At 74.1% G+C, this 16,325-nt stretch carries 12 protein-coding genes; 5 read left to right on the top strand and 7 right to left on the bottom strand.

Features of this window, described 5'->3' with window-relative positions:
* The first annotated feature begins 736 nt into the window (after positions 1–736).
* The 3 genes from ACIQ9P_RS22485 (at position 737) to ACIQ9P_RS22475 (ending at position 4,985) form a co-directional block, all read left to right on the top strand.
* Complete coding sequence (locus ACIQ9P_RS22485; RefSeq protein ID WP_402358800.1) at positions 737–1,648, top strand: hypothetical protein; 912 nt, start codon at positions 737–739, stop codon at positions 1,646–1,648.
* A 1,242-nt stretch (positions 1,649–2,890) separates the two neighbouring features.
* Positions 2,891–4,339, top strand: a complete 1,449-nt coding sequence (locus ACIQ9P_RS22480) for a hypothetical protein (RefSeq protein WP_402358797.1) — start codon at positions 2,891–2,893, stop codon at positions 4,337–4,339.
* Between the two features lie 139 nt (positions 4,340–4,478).
* Positions 4,479–4,985: a hypothetical protein gene (locus ACIQ9P_RS22475; protein ID WP_402358794.1), complete on the top strand. Its 507-nt coding sequence runs from the start codon at positions 4,479–4,481 to the stop codon at positions 4,983–4,985.
* A 43-nt stretch (positions 4,986–5,028) separates the two neighbouring features.
* Here the strand turns inward: ACIQ9P_RS22475 and ACIQ9P_RS22470 are convergent, their stop codons facing one another.
* The 5 genes from ACIQ9P_RS22470 to ACIQ9P_RS22450 form a co-directional block, all read right to left on the bottom strand.
* Positions 5,029–6,123: a helix-turn-helix domain-containing protein gene (locus ACIQ9P_RS22470; RefSeq protein WP_402358791.1), complete on the bottom strand. Its 1,095-nt coding sequence runs from the start codon at positions 6,121–6,123 to the stop codon at positions 5,029–5,031.
* Between the two features lie 131 nt (positions 6,124–6,254).
* Positions 6,255–6,782, bottom strand: coding sequence for a pyridoxamine 5'-phosphate oxidase family protein (locus ACIQ9P_RS22465; protein WP_402358788.1), 528 nt, complete (start codon positions 6,780–6,782; stop codon positions 6,255–6,257).
* A 5-nt stretch (positions 6,783–6,787) separates the two neighbouring features.
* On the bottom strand, positions 6,788–7,147 hold the full coding sequence (locus ACIQ9P_RS22460; RefSeq protein ID WP_402358785.1) for a hypothetical protein: 360 nt from the start codon (positions 7,145–7,147) through the stop codon (positions 6,788–6,790).
* A gap of 33 nt (positions 7,148–7,180) precedes the next feature.
* A complete protein-coding gene (locus ACIQ9P_RS22455; RefSeq protein ID WP_402358782.1) occupies positions 7,181–8,356 on the bottom strand; it encodes a hypothetical protein in 1,176 nt (391 codons plus the stop codon).
* Entirely contained in the window at positions 8,353–9,096 is a 744-nt protein-coding gene (locus ACIQ9P_RS22450; protein WP_402358779.1) for a class I SAM-dependent methyltransferase, read from the bottom strand. Before ACIQ9P_RS22450 ends, ACIQ9P_RS22455 begins: the two co-directional genes overlap by 4 nt.
* Positions 9,097–9,500: 404 nt before the next feature.
* On the opposite strand from ACIQ9P_RS22450, the gene ACIQ9P_RS22445 reads away from it, so the two are divergent.
* The gene (locus ACIQ9P_RS22445; protein WP_402358776.1) at positions 9,501–10,250 is read left to right on the top strand and encodes an ABC transporter ATP-binding protein; all 750 of its coding nucleotides are present in this window, start codon (positions 9,501–9,503) and stop codon (positions 10,248–10,250) included.
* The gene (locus ACIQ9P_RS22440) at positions 10,247–12,049 is read left to right on the top strand and encodes a hypothetical protein (RefSeq protein WP_402358773.1); all 1,803 of its coding nucleotides are present in this window, start codon (positions 10,247–10,249) and stop codon (positions 12,047–12,049) included. The genes ACIQ9P_RS22445 and ACIQ9P_RS22440 overlap by 4 nt, the downstream gene beginning before the upstream one ends.
* Positions 12,050–12,208: 159 nt before the next feature.
* Here ACIQ9P_RS22440 and ACIQ9P_RS22435 read toward each other — a convergent pair whose 3' ends face one another.
* Together ACIQ9P_RS22435 and ACIQ9P_RS22430 are read right to left on the bottom strand one after the other, a co-directional pair.
* Entirely contained in the window at positions 12,209–14,113 is a 1,905-nt protein-coding gene (locus tag ACIQ9P_RS22435) for a hypothetical protein (protein ID WP_402358770.1), read from the bottom strand.
* A 131-nt stretch (positions 14,114–14,244) separates the two neighbouring features.
* Positions 14,245–16,323: an MDR family MFS transporter gene (locus ACIQ9P_RS22430; protein WP_402358768.1), complete on the bottom strand. Its 2,079-nt coding sequence runs from the start codon at positions 16,321–16,323 to the stop codon at positions 14,245–14,247.
* Between the last annotated feature and the right edge of the window lie 2 nt (positions 16,324–16,325).

Raw genomic sequence — 16,325 nt, 5'->3', positions numbered from 1 at the left:
TTCGCAGGCTTCGTTCACTGGGTCGGAGGTGCCGTCGTCGGAGAGTTGGGCCACGACAGGTTTCGAAGGTGCTGAGGAATCGCCGTCGGCCGTGAGCCGGACAAGGGTGGGCAGGGCGGAGCAGGGCAGGGCGGGCCACGTCGGGGCACGGGTGGGGTGCGAGGTGGGAACGGAGCGGGCGCGCTCCCGTCCGGGTGACGCCCGGAGGGGCCGAAGTGCGCTGCTACGGAAGACCGGTGGCGCCGGTTCTCACTCGGGGCGCAAGCGGGGCGACGACCGCGGCGGCCTTGGCGCTACGAGGGCCGATCATGGCGGAACTCCTTTCGGGGCACGCGCACAACACAGGTGTGGTCCGGATCCGGTGCGTCCCGCGGTGACGCCGTCCGGGTTCCGCTCGGCTGCTCGTTCCTGCCGTCGGACAAGAGCCTGCCCGCCGTCCGACGGCCGGGCCAGAGGCCGGACCGGGCCCGAACCGGCCTTGGCCGGGTCCGTCCACGGCGGGTCGGCCGACCGTCGTGGACGGTTGACCACGAACGCCGCCCGGCCGGCGCCGCTCGTCGGCGACGGCATCGGGGCCGGACACGTACCGGCCCGTGCCGGGGTCGAGGATCAGCGGGCCGGCAGGTGGCAGCGCCCGGCACTTCCCCGCTCCGAGTGGCCGATGTTGATACCGTTCCGCGGCAGGAAGCCTGACGCGGCGTGTGTGGCGCCGGGTCCCGACGCAGGGGGAGATCGTGTGACCCGCGGCAATGACGTTGGCAGGTTCCTCTACTGGTCCGAGCGCCGGGTCGTCAGGATCGCCAACGACAACGGGATCGCCCTCGGCGGTTGGCGGCTCACTTCGGCGAGTTCGCCGTCGGCGGTCGGCCCGGTGCCCCTCCCCCAGGCGAACTTCGCCTCACCCGGCCGGGCTCCGGACCGACGAGACATGGCGATCCGAGTCCGCAGGGCCCTCCGATCACGGACCACGGTGACATTCGATTCGCCACCGCCCACCGACTTCGCGGAGGGCGTCGGTCGCGTGGAGTTCGCGAGGTTCATCGGCGGCCCCGCGCAGGACAAGGGAGTGCTGTTGCATACGCACACTCTCAGCGCCGACGGTCAGCGTGTCGACGTCGTTCTGTTCGGCAGTCTCGACAACACTCCCGACTTCCGGACGACAGACGCGGCGGAGATCGGTTGGACTTCGTCGGCGTGGCTCGCGGTTTCGCAGCTGCTGGAGGGGCTCCGGCCCCAGCCCGACTCCTACTGGGGCGATACGGAGTCCGTCGCCTTCGAAGCCTTGAAGATCGCACTTCACCAGGGCGGCGTGGCGGCTGATGAGGAGCACGCCGGACGGCCCTGGACTCGCGGATTCACCCTCGGCCGGGCAGAGAACTGCGAGTGGTTCGCAGAGATCTATTGCGACGTGGTCCTGGCTCCGGACCGGTGGGAGGGGCTGCTCCGGCGCGAGGGGCTGGGCGGCCCTCAGCGAATTCTCATCGGCGCCCCCATGTGGGCGAGGACCGCGAGCCCGGACTCCCTCGTGCGGTACACCCAACTGCGGGCAAGGCGGGAGGCTCCGCGCTCGCTGGGGCAACGGCTGCTGCCGGCGCGCTGGAGAGCATCGGAGGGACGGGCCCCTGAGCCGGCCCCGCAGGACGACTGACCGACCACCGGTTCCGTCGGTCCGGAGCAGCGGCCACCACGCGTGGCGGAACGGCACGTTCTGCTCTGTCCACGACCCTCCCCCGGTCCACCGGGGTGTCCGCACGGACTTCCGCCCGTCCGGACCCGGCGGACGGTGCCGGTCGCGGCACCGTCTCCCCGGCCTCGCCCCTACGTAGCCCGCCGGTGGCGCCTCGCCCACGGCCGGTCGTCGCGCGGACACCGGGTGGCCCCGGACACGGTGCGCGGCACCAGTACCGGCGCGAGGCCACCGCCGTGCCGGTCCACCCGACGGTGCCCACGGTGAGGCAGCACGTCGCGGCCGGCCTCGACAGGCCGGGGGCGCGTGGCCGCCGGGAGTTCGTCGCCCTCCTGACCGGCGACCGGCTGCCGACGCTCGCCCTGCGAGCGTTCACGAACGGCTCGTGCGCGCGTCGGCGAGGTGCCCTTGGTCAGCGGGCGGACCACACCGGACAGTCGGCCGCGTGGCGGGTCATCATCACCACGGTCCCGCCCTCCGTGAGCTGCCGCTCGTGCGTGACCGTGCAGCACACCGCCGGCTCCGGAGGCATCGCCCGGACGACGGCGGGAGCCTCGTCCCGGTCCGGCAGCGCGGTACGCGGCCACGCCGGCTCGACCACCGGTCGCCCGGGGCGAGGAGGGGCCGACCGACGGCGGGCCCGCTCTACGGAGACCCCGAGAGCTCGGGCGCGGGCGTGAAGGCGACGACGGTCGCGGCGTTCGGACATGGTGACACCCTGCCCCCTCCCACCCCCTTCGCGCCAACGGCCCACCGGCACGGCGCCCCAATCGGCTCGCCCGGCGGTCGGTCCGAGGGAGCGCACAGGCGGCGGGGTGGTCCAGGACCGGCCCTGGACCACCCCGGCGTATCCCGCTCGGTCACGCGGACGGCTGCCTTCCGCCGGCCCTCCGGGTCGTGCCCCGGAGGGCCGGCAGGATGCCGAGCCCCAGCGGGAACAGGGCGCCGCCACCGAGGGCGGCGGCGTGGCCACGCCTCCGATTCCCCGCCTCCCGGGAAAAGGAAAACGGAATAGTATTCCGCCCTCCCGGGGCCGCCGAATCCGGAGGCCGTACCTATAGTGAAATCAAGGGCCAGGGGGACGCTGAAACAGCGTCCGGGCAATTCGGCGACGGAATCAGGAATTCCCGGTCAGAATCTTCGGAAGCCGAACTCCGCCCTGCCTCCTCGCCGAATCATCGCGAAATCGAAAGGCGGTCCATCGTGAGCATCGAGATCAAGACGGAGGACGACGGCCGACTCCCCGACCTGCGGGAGGGCGGCAGCACGACGCTCGACGCCGCGGTCTACGGAATCCCCTGGGAAGCGGGCTACCGGACGGGCCACGGTGACGGTATCGACGCCGTCACCGGCAAGACCAAGAACACCGCCGTCGAGCCCTACACCGTGGAGAAGCCCACGAGCCGGCGCAGCTATTCGTCGTTCGGGCTCGTCACGGACGACAGCACGCTGGAAAAGCAGATCGACACCTCCGCCCGCGGCAAGTACAACATCCAGGGCGTCACGGTCACCAGCTCCACCGAATACCTGGGGACCATCAAGTACTCCGCGAAGTCCACCACCCTGGTCGCGGAGTACGAGATGCAGCTCGACGACTACGACGTCGCCCCCGCCGGGGACTACCGGCTCACCCCGGACGCCCAACAGCGGATCCACGACCCGGCCGGCTTCCGCGAGCAGTACGGCGACTACTTCGTCGCCGGCGGACGCCGCGGGGCCCGCTTCATCGCGACCTACGTCTGCGAGGCCACGTCCGAGGAGGACATGACGTCCTTCAAGCAGGCGATCGGCGCGTCCATGGACAAGGTCTTCGAGACCAGCGGGGCGATCACGTTCTCCAGGGCCGCCAGCGAGAACCACGTCAGCACCACCTGCGAGATCTTCGCCGAGGGGTACACGCCGGGCTGGACGCCCCCGAGCAGCGCGCTGGACCCGAGCCAGGTCGTGGAGGCGCTCGACGGGTTCAAGAACAACACCAGCGACGACCACTACATCGAGGCGCTGCTGCGGCACTACAGCTACATCGACCACGACTACCCGCTGACGGTCGACGTGCCCCCGGACGTGTTCGACGAACTCCGGCAGCTCTACACGCTGTACTGGGACGTCGGCTCCCGCTACCTGTCCGCCCCGGCGCCGGTCCTCAAGGACCGGTACATCCGCCTGGAGTCCGGCATCACCTCGCACCAGGGAGAGCTGGCCACCGACGAGGTGAAGCGCCGCCAGTACCTCACGGACGCCAAGGTGCTGGACTTCTTCCTGGACGTCCGGGACGCGGCCGCCACCGAGCCCGGCAAGGACCGCCACCAGGACGCCGGCAACGGCCTCGGCACCTGGAGCTACGGCTACCAGAGCGCCCCGGCCGACCTGGGGCTGACCGTGAACACCTGGAGCGACAGCTACCACCGGGGCTCGGGGGTCGGCCACCGGAGCCACACGTTCACCTTCGACTCCCACGGCGCGTTCGTGGTCGTCGGCTGGGAGGTCGTCGCCCACTGGACCGACGGCTCCGACGGCTTCTGGGCCAAGGAGGTGGACACCGCCCTGCTCGGCACGGTGGCCACCGTGTACGTCGAAGGAAAGTACGACCGCGGCACGAACTGGAGTGTCCGCGTCGCCTACGTGGACGCCTCGACGGTCCGCGGCGCGTAGCCGGGCCGCCCGTCGCCCCCGCGGACACGACGCGGCCCCGGTGCCGGGCGGACCCGCCCGGCACCCCCCACCCCGACCGGTCCCACTCCGACCGGTCCCACTCCGACCGGTCCCACCCCGACGAAACGGAGAAACCACCATGGCCGAGACAGTCAAGGCCCCCGACGCCAGGCCGGACGCCGACGAGGTCACCGCGGCCCGGGCCGTCGCACCCGGCATCCCCGACACGGCCGAGCCGCGCTTCGTCGTCCTGCGGCCGCCGAGCGGCGGGCGCGGAGGCGGCACCTCGGACATCGCCGTGTACAAGAACATCCCCGCCGAGGACATCGACCGCGCGGCCCCGGGCGCCATCCCGACCCTGAAGCGGGGCTGGGACCGGAACCCCGACGCCGAGCAGCTGGGCACCCTCGACGTCTACACGCCGCTGGTCGAGGACGCCCAGGCCGTCGTGGACAGAATCCGGGACAAGGCTGATCAGGCGAGCGGCGTGTGCGTCAACTCGGCCCGCCTGAACGACAGGACCTTCGCGGCGCTGCGGGCCCGCTGCGCGGCGGAGCGCTGGGGCTCGCAGTTCGTCGTCCTCGTCCGGAAGGGCGCGACGGTGGATCCCGTCTACGGCAACAAGCCCCCGTACTGGCACCGTTAGCCCCGATAGGCCCGACCCGGCAGCGGACGGGCGGACGGACCGGTCACTTCCGAGGTCGGGAAGGACCGGTCCGCCCGCCCGAGAGCCCGCCGGCCCGGGTCGCCGTCCCGCGCCCGGGCGCGCCGGCCGCGGCGCCGGCGCCGTCCTTGCCGCGCCGGTGCGCGGGCAGGACCAGATCGGACGGTGCCCGGTCGGCGGTGACCGCCTCGATCCACTGCCGCGCCCAGTGCGCCTGCTGGTGCTCCACCGGCATGGCGGCGTAACCCTGCTCGATCTCGCGCCGGGCCGGGCCCGGGCGGCCCTGGGCGAGCATCGCCACACCCCGCTGGAGGGCCAGCCATCCCGGGGTGTACCAGTAGGCGCCCGCCGGCACGTCGGCGAGGTCGACGGCCCCGGCCAGGCGGTCGGCCTCCAGCAGCAGCCGGTCGGCCGCCCTCGCCTCCCCCGCGTGCGCGAGGGCCCGCGCCTGCTGGCCGGTGTCGTAGGCCCGCAGCACCGGATGGGTGCGGGTGTCGTGGCGGGACGCGGCGAACATGCAGGCCGCGGCGGCCGGACTCCCCCACACCAGCTCCAGCACGCCCCGGTAGCTCATGGTGCGCTCCAGGCACTCGGGCTCCTGCGACTCGTAGGCGTAGGCCACCGCGCGGTCCAGCAGCTGCGCCGCCGCTTCGTAGCGCCCGGCCACGACATGGCACCAGCCCAGATAGGTGACACCCATGGCGGCCACCCCGATCGCCGCGGCGCGCAGGGCGTACGGCGCGTCCCGGGCCGTCTGGACGGACATCTCGGCCCGCGCGGCCACCATGGGCGTGACGTCGGCCGAGGAGGTCGCGTCCTCCAGCAACCGCAGTCGGAGCAGCCCCGACTCCATGGCGAGGATCGTCTCCCGGTCCACCAGCCCCGGCCTGCGGGCCTGGAACTCCGCCCGGTCGTGGTCGGCCGGGAGCAGACCCACCAGGGCGCCGCCCGCGCCGACCGCGTCGTCGAGCAGGCGCGCCAGGGCCGGATCGGGCATCCGGTCCCCCGATTCGAAGCGGCTGATCGTCGGCTGGGACACGAACACCGTCGCCGCCAGGACCGGCTGGGAGATGCCCGCGCGGCGGCGCAGCAGCCGCAGGGTCCGCCCGAAGGAGGTCATGGTCAACCCCTCGCTCGTTCGCATACGTGTCGAGTGAGGGGGAGTTTAGCCTCCTCCGGGCCCTCCTCGGGTGAGGACCGCACCCGCCGCGGCCCCGGGTCCGACGGCGGCTCAGGCGTTGGTCGGCGTGGTCACGGGCGGGCCGCGGCGACGAGTTCGGCGAGGTCGACCTCCACGCGCGTGTCGTGCTTGTCGACGAGCCAGCGGTCGATGTCCAGCAGCCACCACCGGTGCACGCGCACCACGTAGAAGCGGCGCGGACCGTCACCGGTGAAGTCCGACTCCGGGAGGAGCCAGGCCGCCCGGACCTCCGGGTCGGGATGGTTCAGCTCGTAGTACACCTGTCGGTGCCACGGGACGTCGGGCGCCGGCACGGCCTCGCAGTGCCCGGTGAACTGAGCGCCGTCCAGGCCGAATCCGGGTGTGCCGAGGAGGTGGACCGAACCGGCGACGTCGGGCCGCGCGTCGATGTTGCGGGAGTGGCGGGAGCGGTGGAGGGAGTAGTAGAGCAGCCGGAGCGGGGCCCGGAGGGCGACGAAGTTGACGGTGGAGGCCCAGGGGCCGTCCTCGCCGAGGGTGGCGAGGGTGGTGAAGCGTCCGTGGTCCAGCAGGTGCGCGCTGCGGGCGACGTGGTCGGCGTAGTCGGAGCCCGTGGTCACGGCGGTCACCGTGCCGGCGGGGTGCGACGGATGCCCATCGCCACCGGCGGGTCGTTGAGCAGGGCGGCTTCGGCGAGCCGCCACCAGTGGGTCTGCTCGGTGCGGCGCTTCTCCCAGGCGCAGTCGCGGCCGCGGGCGGAGACCTGGCGGCGGTAGGTGCCCCAGGCGGCCTCGTCGGCGAAGGTGACGAGGTGTTCGAGGGCATGGACGTGGGTGCCGACGGTCCGCACGTGCCAGCTGGTGGCCAGCACGGTGTCGAGTCCTTCGTAGAACCACGTCTCGCGTTCGGCGGCCCAGGCCCAGAACCCGGCCGGGTCCGCCTCGGCGGCCTCCGTCAGTTCGAGCCGGTAGTGGAGGTAGAGCATGATCGTTTCCTTCCCTGGATCACGGTCCTCGGATCAGGACAGCGGTGATTCCCAGCAGGCCCACTCCGGCCCCATCGCCAGCGGACGGGTCCGGGCCAGTTCGCGCCAGTGCCCGGCAGCGGTGATGTTGTGCTCGCGCTGACGGGCGGGGGTGCAGACGGCGCCGCGCAACGGAAGCACCACGGCGGCGAGGGGGGTCAGCCGGGCACCGCGGCGCACCTTGACGTCCCACGCGGAGATCGCCGTCCGGTAGCGCCGGAACCCGCACTCCGCGGCGTAGTCGAGCGGCGCGTGGTACGTCAGCAGGAAGTACTCGTTCGTGGGAGCGGTACTCGCGTAGTCGTAGCCGAAGTAGCGGGCGTACAGCCGGTCCCGGTGCTCGTAGCAGACCGTCGCGGCCACCAGGTCGGTCCCGCGCAGGCCCAGGAACGCCACCGCGTCGTCGAGCAGCCCGGTGGCGCGCTGGGCGTTCAGGGCGTCGAGCACCACCCGCTGTCCGCCGGAACCGCCGTGGCGGGAGCGGTTCTGGGCGATCAGGTAGGCGATGCGGGCGACGATGTCCTCGGTGAGCCGGACGGTCTTGATGATCGTGCCGGTGCGCTGGAAGGCCCGCATCTCGCTCCTGCGCCGGGTCCGGCTGTGCTGGTCGGCACGGGCCGTCAGCTCTCGGGCACCGCCCGGCGGGACGGGCAGGTAGGTGTCGGCCGAGTGCAGCAGCGCGCGGGCCCGGGGGTGGGCGGCCGCCAGCTCCAGGGCGTCGGCGCCGGCGAGGTAGGGCATCACGACTCCCTCGGTGGCCCGGTCGGCGGCGAGGTCCAGCGCCCGGCCGAGCAGCGCCCTCAGGACCGGACGCCGCCGCGGTCCGCGGACGCACACCAGCTCGTTGCGGACCGCGCGCCGGGTGCCGAGCCACAGGTGCTCGCCACGGCCGGCGGCCAGGCCGGGCAGGATGCCGGGCAGGGAGAACATCCCGTCGTCGCCGCCCTCGCCGGGCCAGGTCGGCACCGCGCCGAGCAGTTCGCCGGACTCGGAGGCGGTGATGACCGGGTCCCCGCCGGAGGCCAGGTGGGTGGAGCGCACCCACCGGTGGCTGCCGTAGAAGTTGTCGGCCCCGACCAGGCGGTCCCAGGAGGCGGGGTCGACGCCGTGGGCATCGGGGAGGACCAGGGTGCCGATCGCCCCCGCGGTCGGCGCGCGGAGCACGTTCACGGGGCGGACGCACCCTTCACGCACGTGATCAGCGCGGCGTGCGGCGAGCGCAGGTACGGCTCCCAGAAGCCCGCGCCGTGCTCGCGCATCCCCGCTTCCGAGACCTGGAACGGGGGCCAGTCGATATCGGTGAAACCCGCCTCGGTCAGCGCGGCCTCCAACGCCCGGCGGCTCCAGTACCGCGCCGTGATCGTCTCCTGGTAGGGGCCGAACTCCAGCTCCAGGGTCACCTTCGAGGCGTCGAACCGCGGCTCGGCGTCGAACAGCCGCAGCCCGTAACGCCGGTAGTACTCGCGCCCGCCGTCGTAGTCGGGATTGACCGGCAGGGTGACGAACCTGCCGCCCGGCCTCAGGGCCCGCGCCGCCGTCCCGCACAGCTCCACGAGCTCCGCGTACTGCTCGGCGTAGGGCAGGACGTAGACGCCGAGCACGGCGTCGAAGGTCCCCGCCAGGCCGGACGGCAGGGAGCGGACGTACTCGATGCCCCGGGAGTCCGCGGGCTCCTGTGCCCTCGCGTAGGAGAGCATGCCCTCCGAGACGTCCTGACCCACCACCAGGTCGGCCCCCTGCGCCTTCAGCAGGCGCGAATAGAGACCCGTACCGCACCCGATGTCCAGAACGCGTTCGCCCCGGACGCCGCCCAGGGCCGCCAGTACGCTGTGGGATTCCAGGTCCTTCCGCCACGGCAGGGCGAACATGTCCTCGTACATCTGCGCCAGGCCGTCGAATTGACTGCTCATGTCGCCTCATTTGTTTCTCGGTCCGTGCTGCTGGTCGGGCATGCCGCGGCCGCGACCGATGGGCGGCTGCGCCCTGGCCGGTCCCGATTCCGCGCACGCGGGGCCGCCACGAGGTGGCGGGCATGGGAATGATTCACCGGGGAGAGTTCGTGGGGCGGGGCTGGATCCGTCACCGCCGGACGACTGCGACTCTCGCGCCAGAGGCTATTCCCGGGCGGGCGAACATGGCCAGACCCGCGACCAGCATATTTGTAATTCATACAATCCGCTTGGAATTCCCACGCGTTCGATTCCGGAACTCCCGCCGCACCGGCCCGCTCCCGTCCCGGACGTCACCCGCACCCGGACGGCCGACGGCGGATCGGTACTGTGGCCGGACACCCCGTCGAGAGGCTCCGTCCCCCATGGCCAAGAACGCCGCCGAACCACGCGCCGCAGCCCGCCGGCCCCTGCTGCAGCTGACCGGCGTCAGCCGCTCGTACGGCGAGCGGGAGGTGCTGCACCCCGTGAGCCTGTCGCTGGCCCCCGGGGAGTGCGTGGCGCTGCTCGGACACAACGGGTCGGGCAAATCGACCCTGCTCAGGGTCGCGGCCGGACGCGACGCCCCCAGCAAGGGCACCGTGGTCTTCGACGGCATCCCGATGGACGAGAACGACCCCCGGGTCAGGGCCCGGGTCGCGGTGGTCGGCGACACCGTCGCCTGCTACCCCGACCTGACCGTCCGCGAGCACCTGCTGCTGGTCGCGGTCGCGCACGGGGTCGCCGACGCCCCCGGCTGGGTGGCCCAGGTACTGGAGGGCCGGATGCTCACGGAGCGGGCCGACGCGCTGCCCTCGGCGCTCTCCTCCGGACAGATGCAGGCCCTGCTGCTGGCCTGCGCGCTGGTGCGCCCGCGCGATCTGCTGCTGCTGGACGAGCCCGAGCAGCGGCTCGACCCGGACGCGCGCCGCCACCTCGCCGACCTGCTGAAGGCCGAACTCGCCGACGGCGTCGCGGTGCTCCTGGTCACCCACCACACCGACCTGGCCATGGACGTGGCCGACCGGGTCGTGGTCCTGGAGGACGGCAGGATCCTCAAGCAGGGCGCCACCCGCAAGGTCCTGGCGCCGGAGTTCGCGGCTCGCGCCGCCGCGGGCGCGGCGGGTGCCCGGTGAGCGCCACGCCTCCCCCGAAGGCCGGTCCCGTCGCCGACCCCGCCGCCGATGCCGGGACGGACGCAGCGACCGGGACCCCGGCGGACGACCGGACCGAGGACCGGACCGAGGACGCCCTGACCGACGACGGTCCGCCCGCCGACAGCTGGACGGACGACGACGACTGGACCGACGAGACGCTCGCCCTCCTCCGCACCCTGCGCACGCCCCACCGGCGCAACCGCGCCAAGGCGGTCGGCTTCGCCGTCTACTGCACGGTGCTGATCCTGATCATCTGGGGCGGTGTACCCAGCCTCGGCCTGTTCCTCCAGGCATCCATGGGCGCCGACTACACCGGCCACGGCGACGACCTGCTCGCCGCGATGCCCGCCGGAATCACCGCGATCGGGCTCGTCACCTTCCTCCTGCTGGTCCGGGACGGACTGTGGCGCGGCCCGGTGGTACCGCCCCGGGCGGCGACCGACTGGCTGCTGATCCACCCCGTCCGGCCGCGCCCGGTGCTCCGACCGTGGTTCTGGCTCTCCTGCGCCGTGGCCGCGTTCCCCGGCCTGGTGGCCGCGGTCGGCGGCATGGTCGCGCTCGGGCTCACCGTCCGGACCGGCCTGCCGGCCGCGCTCGGCTGGTGCCTGCTCGGGGGCCTCGGTGTGCCACTGCTGGCCACCTGCGCCGCGCTGGTGGTGGAGCGCAGCGACCGCGCGGCCCGCTGGGTGCGCCGCCTCACGCCGTACCTGACCCTGCTGATCATCGCGCTGGCGGCGCAGAGCGCGCTGGCCGTCACCGGCCACCCGGTGCGCTGGCTGGAGCTGGTCGAGATGTGGTCCGGGCCGTGGGGCTGGGCCGCGATCGCCGCACTGGCGCCGACCCCGGCCGCCGTGGCGGGCGGCTGGGTCGCCGCCGCGCTGCTGCTGGTGTCCACCGGCGCCGCCCTGGTGCTCGCCGACCGGGCCGCCGCGACGGTCCCGCTGGCCCGGCTGCGCGAGCGGGCCAGGACCGCCGCGGGGGTGCTGGCCGCGCTCCGGACGGTCGAGCTGCGCAGCGCGCGGCTCGCGGTCAACAGCGCCAGCGGTGGCGCCCGGCAGCGCCGGATCCGGCTGCCCGCCCCCCGGCGGCCCTGGCTGGTCGTGCCGTGGCGGGACACCCTCGCCCTGCTCCGCTCCCCCGCCCGGCTGGGTCGCGCGACGGTACTGACGGTGCCCGCGCTGCTCTGCGCCGTGCTCGCGCACGGCGCGACGGGCGGACTGTCCTGGCTGGCCACCGCCGTCGCGCTGACCTTCGGCTACCTGGCCGTCGCGCAGTTCCTGGAGCCGGCCCGGATCGAGACGGACGACGTCCGGCGGGCGTCCTGGTCACCGTATCCGTTCGCCTCCCTGATGCTGCGCCATGCGATCGTTCCGACGCTGGCCGGGGTCCTGCTGGGGCTGGCCTGCGCGGGGGCGCTGCTGGCGGCGGGCACGGGCCCGGCGGCCTGGCTCGCACCGGCCGCCGCGCCGGCGCTGGTCGCGGCGGGACTGGTGAACGCCTGCCGCGGGGTGCTGCGCAAGGACCTGTTGTTCTCTCCGACCCAGGGCACCGGCGGCGGCCCGGGGCCGCTGCTGTTCGCCGTCTGGTACGCGGCCGGGCCCGCCGTGGGCGTGGCGGCGCTGACGCCGATGTTCTCCTCGGCACTGCGCGGCGGGGCGCCCGCGCAGGTCGGCAAAGCCTTCCTGATGGCGGTGGTGGCGGCGGTCCTGCTGCTGCGCTGGGCGCGGGCCAGGGCGGCGAAGATGAGCCGGGTCCGCCCCGGGGAAAGCACCTCCTAGGCCGGGACGGCACGCTTCGACGGTCCGGACGCCCGGGCGCGGCGGCGTCCGGGCCGTCCGGGCCGAGTGTGGCGGGAGCCGGGGCCGGGCGTCCGGACCGCCGAAGGACCGGCCGGCAGGAGAGCCGGCGCCGCGGACCGGGCCCTCCGACCGGCCGGGTCAGGGCTGCGGGCCGATCCGGGTGCCGCCGTCCAGCACACCCTCCACCTGGGCGTTCGTCCGCGTCGGGCGTTCCACCGCCAGGGTGTGGTCCGGAACCGGCCGGTCCACGGACCAGTCCGGGCCCTTGACGGCGAGCCGGGCGACCCTTCGACTGCCCGCCGCCAGCAGGAACTCGGTGCCCTGCGGAGAACGCCACCAGGTCCAGCCCACGGTGTCCTGCTCGAACCGGCTGCAGGACCGGCCCGGACCGCCTCCGGTGCGCTGCGGCCCCGGCGCGGCGGGCAGTAGGACGGCGGTGGCGGCGCTGCCCCCGCCGGTCCAGCGGTCGGCGCGCAGGCAGACCCAGGACGCCGAGCCCGCGTTCTGCGGCAGCGGCTGCACCGCGAACGTCCACAGGTTGAGCTGCTTGACGCCGGGGGTTCCGTCCGGCGCCGCGCAGCCCGCCCGGGCCCAGGCCAGCAGCGCGTCCGGGCCGGTCGCCTCGCGCGGCGAGCGCGCCGGCTGGTTGCGGTCCGGGGGCGGCGTGTAGGTGAGGTGGGCGGGGACGAGCCCGCCGAGGTCGGCCAGCAGAAAGGCGTGCTTCTCCGCGATGACGGGCGAGGAGCGGAGCTGGAGCACGGTGGCTCCCCGGCAGTCCGTCAACCCGCCGCCCGGTGCCGCCGGGGTGAGGCCGTCGGGATGGTCCAGGGGCCGGGCGGGGGTGTCGGGCCGGTCGATCCGGCGGGTCTCGGCGGCCTCCACCCAGGGGGCCAGCAGGTAGCGCACGGAGGTGCCCTCACGGTGCAGCACCACCGCTCCGGCCGTCGTCACGTCCGAGTCGTCGGCCCGGGCGAGGTCCAGGCCGCCGCCGCTTCCGTCGGTGTAGCGGGCCAGCCGCTGCCCGTCGTACAGCAGGACCACGGCGGCGCCGTCCACCGTGCCGGCGTAGAGCAGCCGCGGCGGGGCGACCGGCGGCGCGGTGTCCGTGCCCGGTTCGGCGCGGGTCCGCGGGCCGGGGCGCTGCCAGGCGGTGAGCGCGCGGCCGAGCAGCGCGGCGTCCTCGCGGCGGTCGCCGCGGGCCGGCCAGGCGGTGAAGTCGATCCGCGCGGTGTGCTGCCAGAGGTCGGCGGCCGCACGGACCAGACCCGCCGGATCGGCCTCGGCGACAACGGGCGGAGGGGGCGCCGCCCTGGAGGTGGTGGTGGAGGCGGCCGGATCGGGGCCGGCGAGCGCGACGGCGGTGGCGGTGAGGCCCAGCGCGCCGACCAGCACCGCGGCGGTCACGGCGGTCAGCGCCCGGCGGCGACGCAGCAGATCGGCCGGCTGGACCCGGACGGCACACGGGTCGAAGGCGGCCAGGTCCGGCGCCGTGCTCCCGCCGACACCGACACCGACACCGACACCGGCCGCCGCGTCGAGGGCCTGCTGGACCTGCCCGACCCCGGCGTGCCGCAGGACCTCGGCGGCCTCTGCGGCGGTCAGGCCCTCCCCGGCGCGCAGCGCGAACGCGGCCCGGGCGGGTGCGTCGAGCGCAGCGAGCGCGTGCTCCAGTGCGGTGTCCCGCTCGCCGCCGTGAGGGGTGAACAGCCGCAGGCCCCAGACCCGGGGCGCCAGCGGCCGGCGGGCGGGGCGGGGGCGCAGCACGTCGCGCAGCACCCGCAGGCGCAGCGCCGCGTAGACGGGGTCCTGGTCGGCCGGCGCCGGGTCGGCGGACCGGCGGGTCCAGCGGGAGGGCAGGGCGCGCTGGGCTGCCGTGTGGGCGGCGATGACGCGGCTGTGCCGGTCGCGGTCGGCGGGCAGCGCGAGGTAGGCCAGCCGGACCAGCCTGCGGTAGTGGCGCACCAGGGCGGCCTCGGCCTGGAGCACCGGGCGCGCGGCGGCTCCCCGGGCGGGAGCCGCCAAGTCCACCGTCCGTTCTGGCAACGGGACCTCCCCGGAGTCGTCGGTGCTGTCGTGGTGGACGGTCCAACGAGTCGATCATGTGATGGTTGCGCCGTCCGGGGGATCGGCGGCCGGCTGCCCGCTGCTGCGGGAGCGGCGCGGCGGGCGCGCGCTCAGCGCGCCTCCCGCGCGCCCGCCGCGACCTTCTCCCTGGCGTGGGCGGGCAGGCCGTTGGCGAGGTCCTCGACCAGCAGCCGCCAGGCGATCGCCTCCGCCGCGGTCCGCAACTGCGGGCTGCGGGGCCGGCCGGCGTCGGACTCCAGGCGGGCGTTGAGCCAGTCGGACCAGGCGCGGGCGAGTGCGCGCACCTCGTGCGTGCCGGAGTCGGTGAGGGCCAGCCGGTCGCCGTCGCGGGTGAGGTGGCCCTCGGCGGTCATGCGGTCGAACACCGGCTCCAGGACCTCCGGCGGGACGCGTTTGCGGGCGGCGATCAGCTCCAGTGACGCCCTGCCGACGGCCTTGGTGTGGCCGGCGACCTCCATCAGCGCCCAGGCGCCGGCGAGGTCGACCCCGGTGTCGGCGCCGAGGACGATCGAGCGGACCGTGTCGAGGTCGGCCCCGCGCACGATCCGGCCCACCGCGGACTCCAGCAGCTGGTCGGAGTCGCCGCCGGTCGGCTGGGCGAACCCCTCGCCGAGGTCCGTCGAGCCCGCCCGGGAGGTGTCCCGCAGTTGCACCTGCTTGAGGAACAGCGAGACCACGAAGCCGAGCAGCGCCACCGGCACCGTCCAGAGGAACACGGTGTGCAGGGCGTCCGCGTAGCCCTGCACGATCGGCGCCGCCTGGTCGGCGGGCAGGCCGTGGAGGCCCTGCGGGCTCTCGGCCGCCCTGGCGAGCGCCGCCGGGTCGGCGCCGGTGGCGGCGGCGGAGGTGGCCACTCCCCCGGCCAGCTCGGTCTTGAGGCTGTTGGCGTAGATGGTCCCGAACACGGCGGTGCCGAAGCAGCTGCCGATGGTGCGGAAGAAGGTCACCCCGGAGGTCGCGGTGCCGAGGTCCGCGTAGTCGACGGTGTTCTGCACCGCGATGGTCAGCACCTGCATGCTCAGTCCGATGCCGACGCCCAGGACGAACATGTAGCAGGAGGCGAGCACGGTGCCGGTGCCCGGCTCCAGGCGGGACAGCAGGTAGAGGCCCAGCGCCATCACCAGGGTCCCGGCGATCGGGAAGAGCCGGTACTGCCCGGTCTTGCTGACGATGTTGCCGCTCGCGACGGAGGCGAGCAGCAGGCCGATGACCATGGGCAGCATCCGCACGCCGGAAGCGGTCGCCGAGTCCCCGTCGACGTACTGCAGGAAGGTCGGCAGGAACGTCAGCGCGCCGAGCATCGCGAAGCCGACGATGAAGCTGAGCACGGAGCAGACCGCGAACACCGGGTTGCGGAACAGCCGCATCGGCAGCATCGGCTGGACGGCGCGGGTCTCCACCCAGCAGAACAGGCCGAGGGCCACGGCCCCGCCGACGAACAGGCCGACGATCACCCCGGAGCTCCAGGGGTACTCGTTGCCGCCCCAGCTGGTCGCCAGGATCAGCGCGCTGGCGCCGACCGCGACCAGGGCGATGCCCAGGTAGTCGATGACCGGCCGCACGGCCGCCCGCACCGCGGGGATGGTCCGGGCGGCGGCCACCACCACGACGACGGCGATCGGCACGTTGACGTAGAAGGCCCAGCGCCAGGACAAATGGTCGGTGAACAGCCCGCCGAGCAGCGGCCCGATCACCGTCGCCACGCCGAACACCGCGCCGATCGCGCCCTGGTACTTGCCCCGTTCACGCAGGGGGATGACGTCGGCGATCAGGGCCATGGCCGTCACCATCAGGCCGCCCGCGCCGATCCCCTGGAGCGCGCGCCAGGCGATCAGCAGGGTCATGTTGGTCGCGAGGCCGCAGAAGAACGAGCCGGTGATGAACACGATCGCGGAGATCTGGAACAGCAGCTTGCGCCCGTAGAGGTCGCCGAACTTGCCGGCCAGCACGGTGGCCACCGTCTCGGCGAGCAGGTAGGACGTGACCACCCAGGACATGTGCGCCGCTCCGCCGAGGTCCGCCACGATGGTGGGCAGCGCGGTGCCGACGATGGTCTGGTCCAGCGCGGCCAGCAGCATGCCGAGCACGATGGTGGCGAAGACGACGTTCCGCTGCCGGGCGTCCAGCACCGGCGGGGCGGACGGCGGGTACTCGGTGTCGACGGTCATGC

It is taken from the genome of Kitasatospora sp. NPDC094019 (genome assembly GCF_044764505.1).
Lineage (GTDB): Bacteria > Actinomycetota > Actinomycetes > Streptomycetales > Streptomycetaceae > Kitasatospora.
This window is presented reverse-complemented; position numbering and strand designations above follow the sequence as displayed.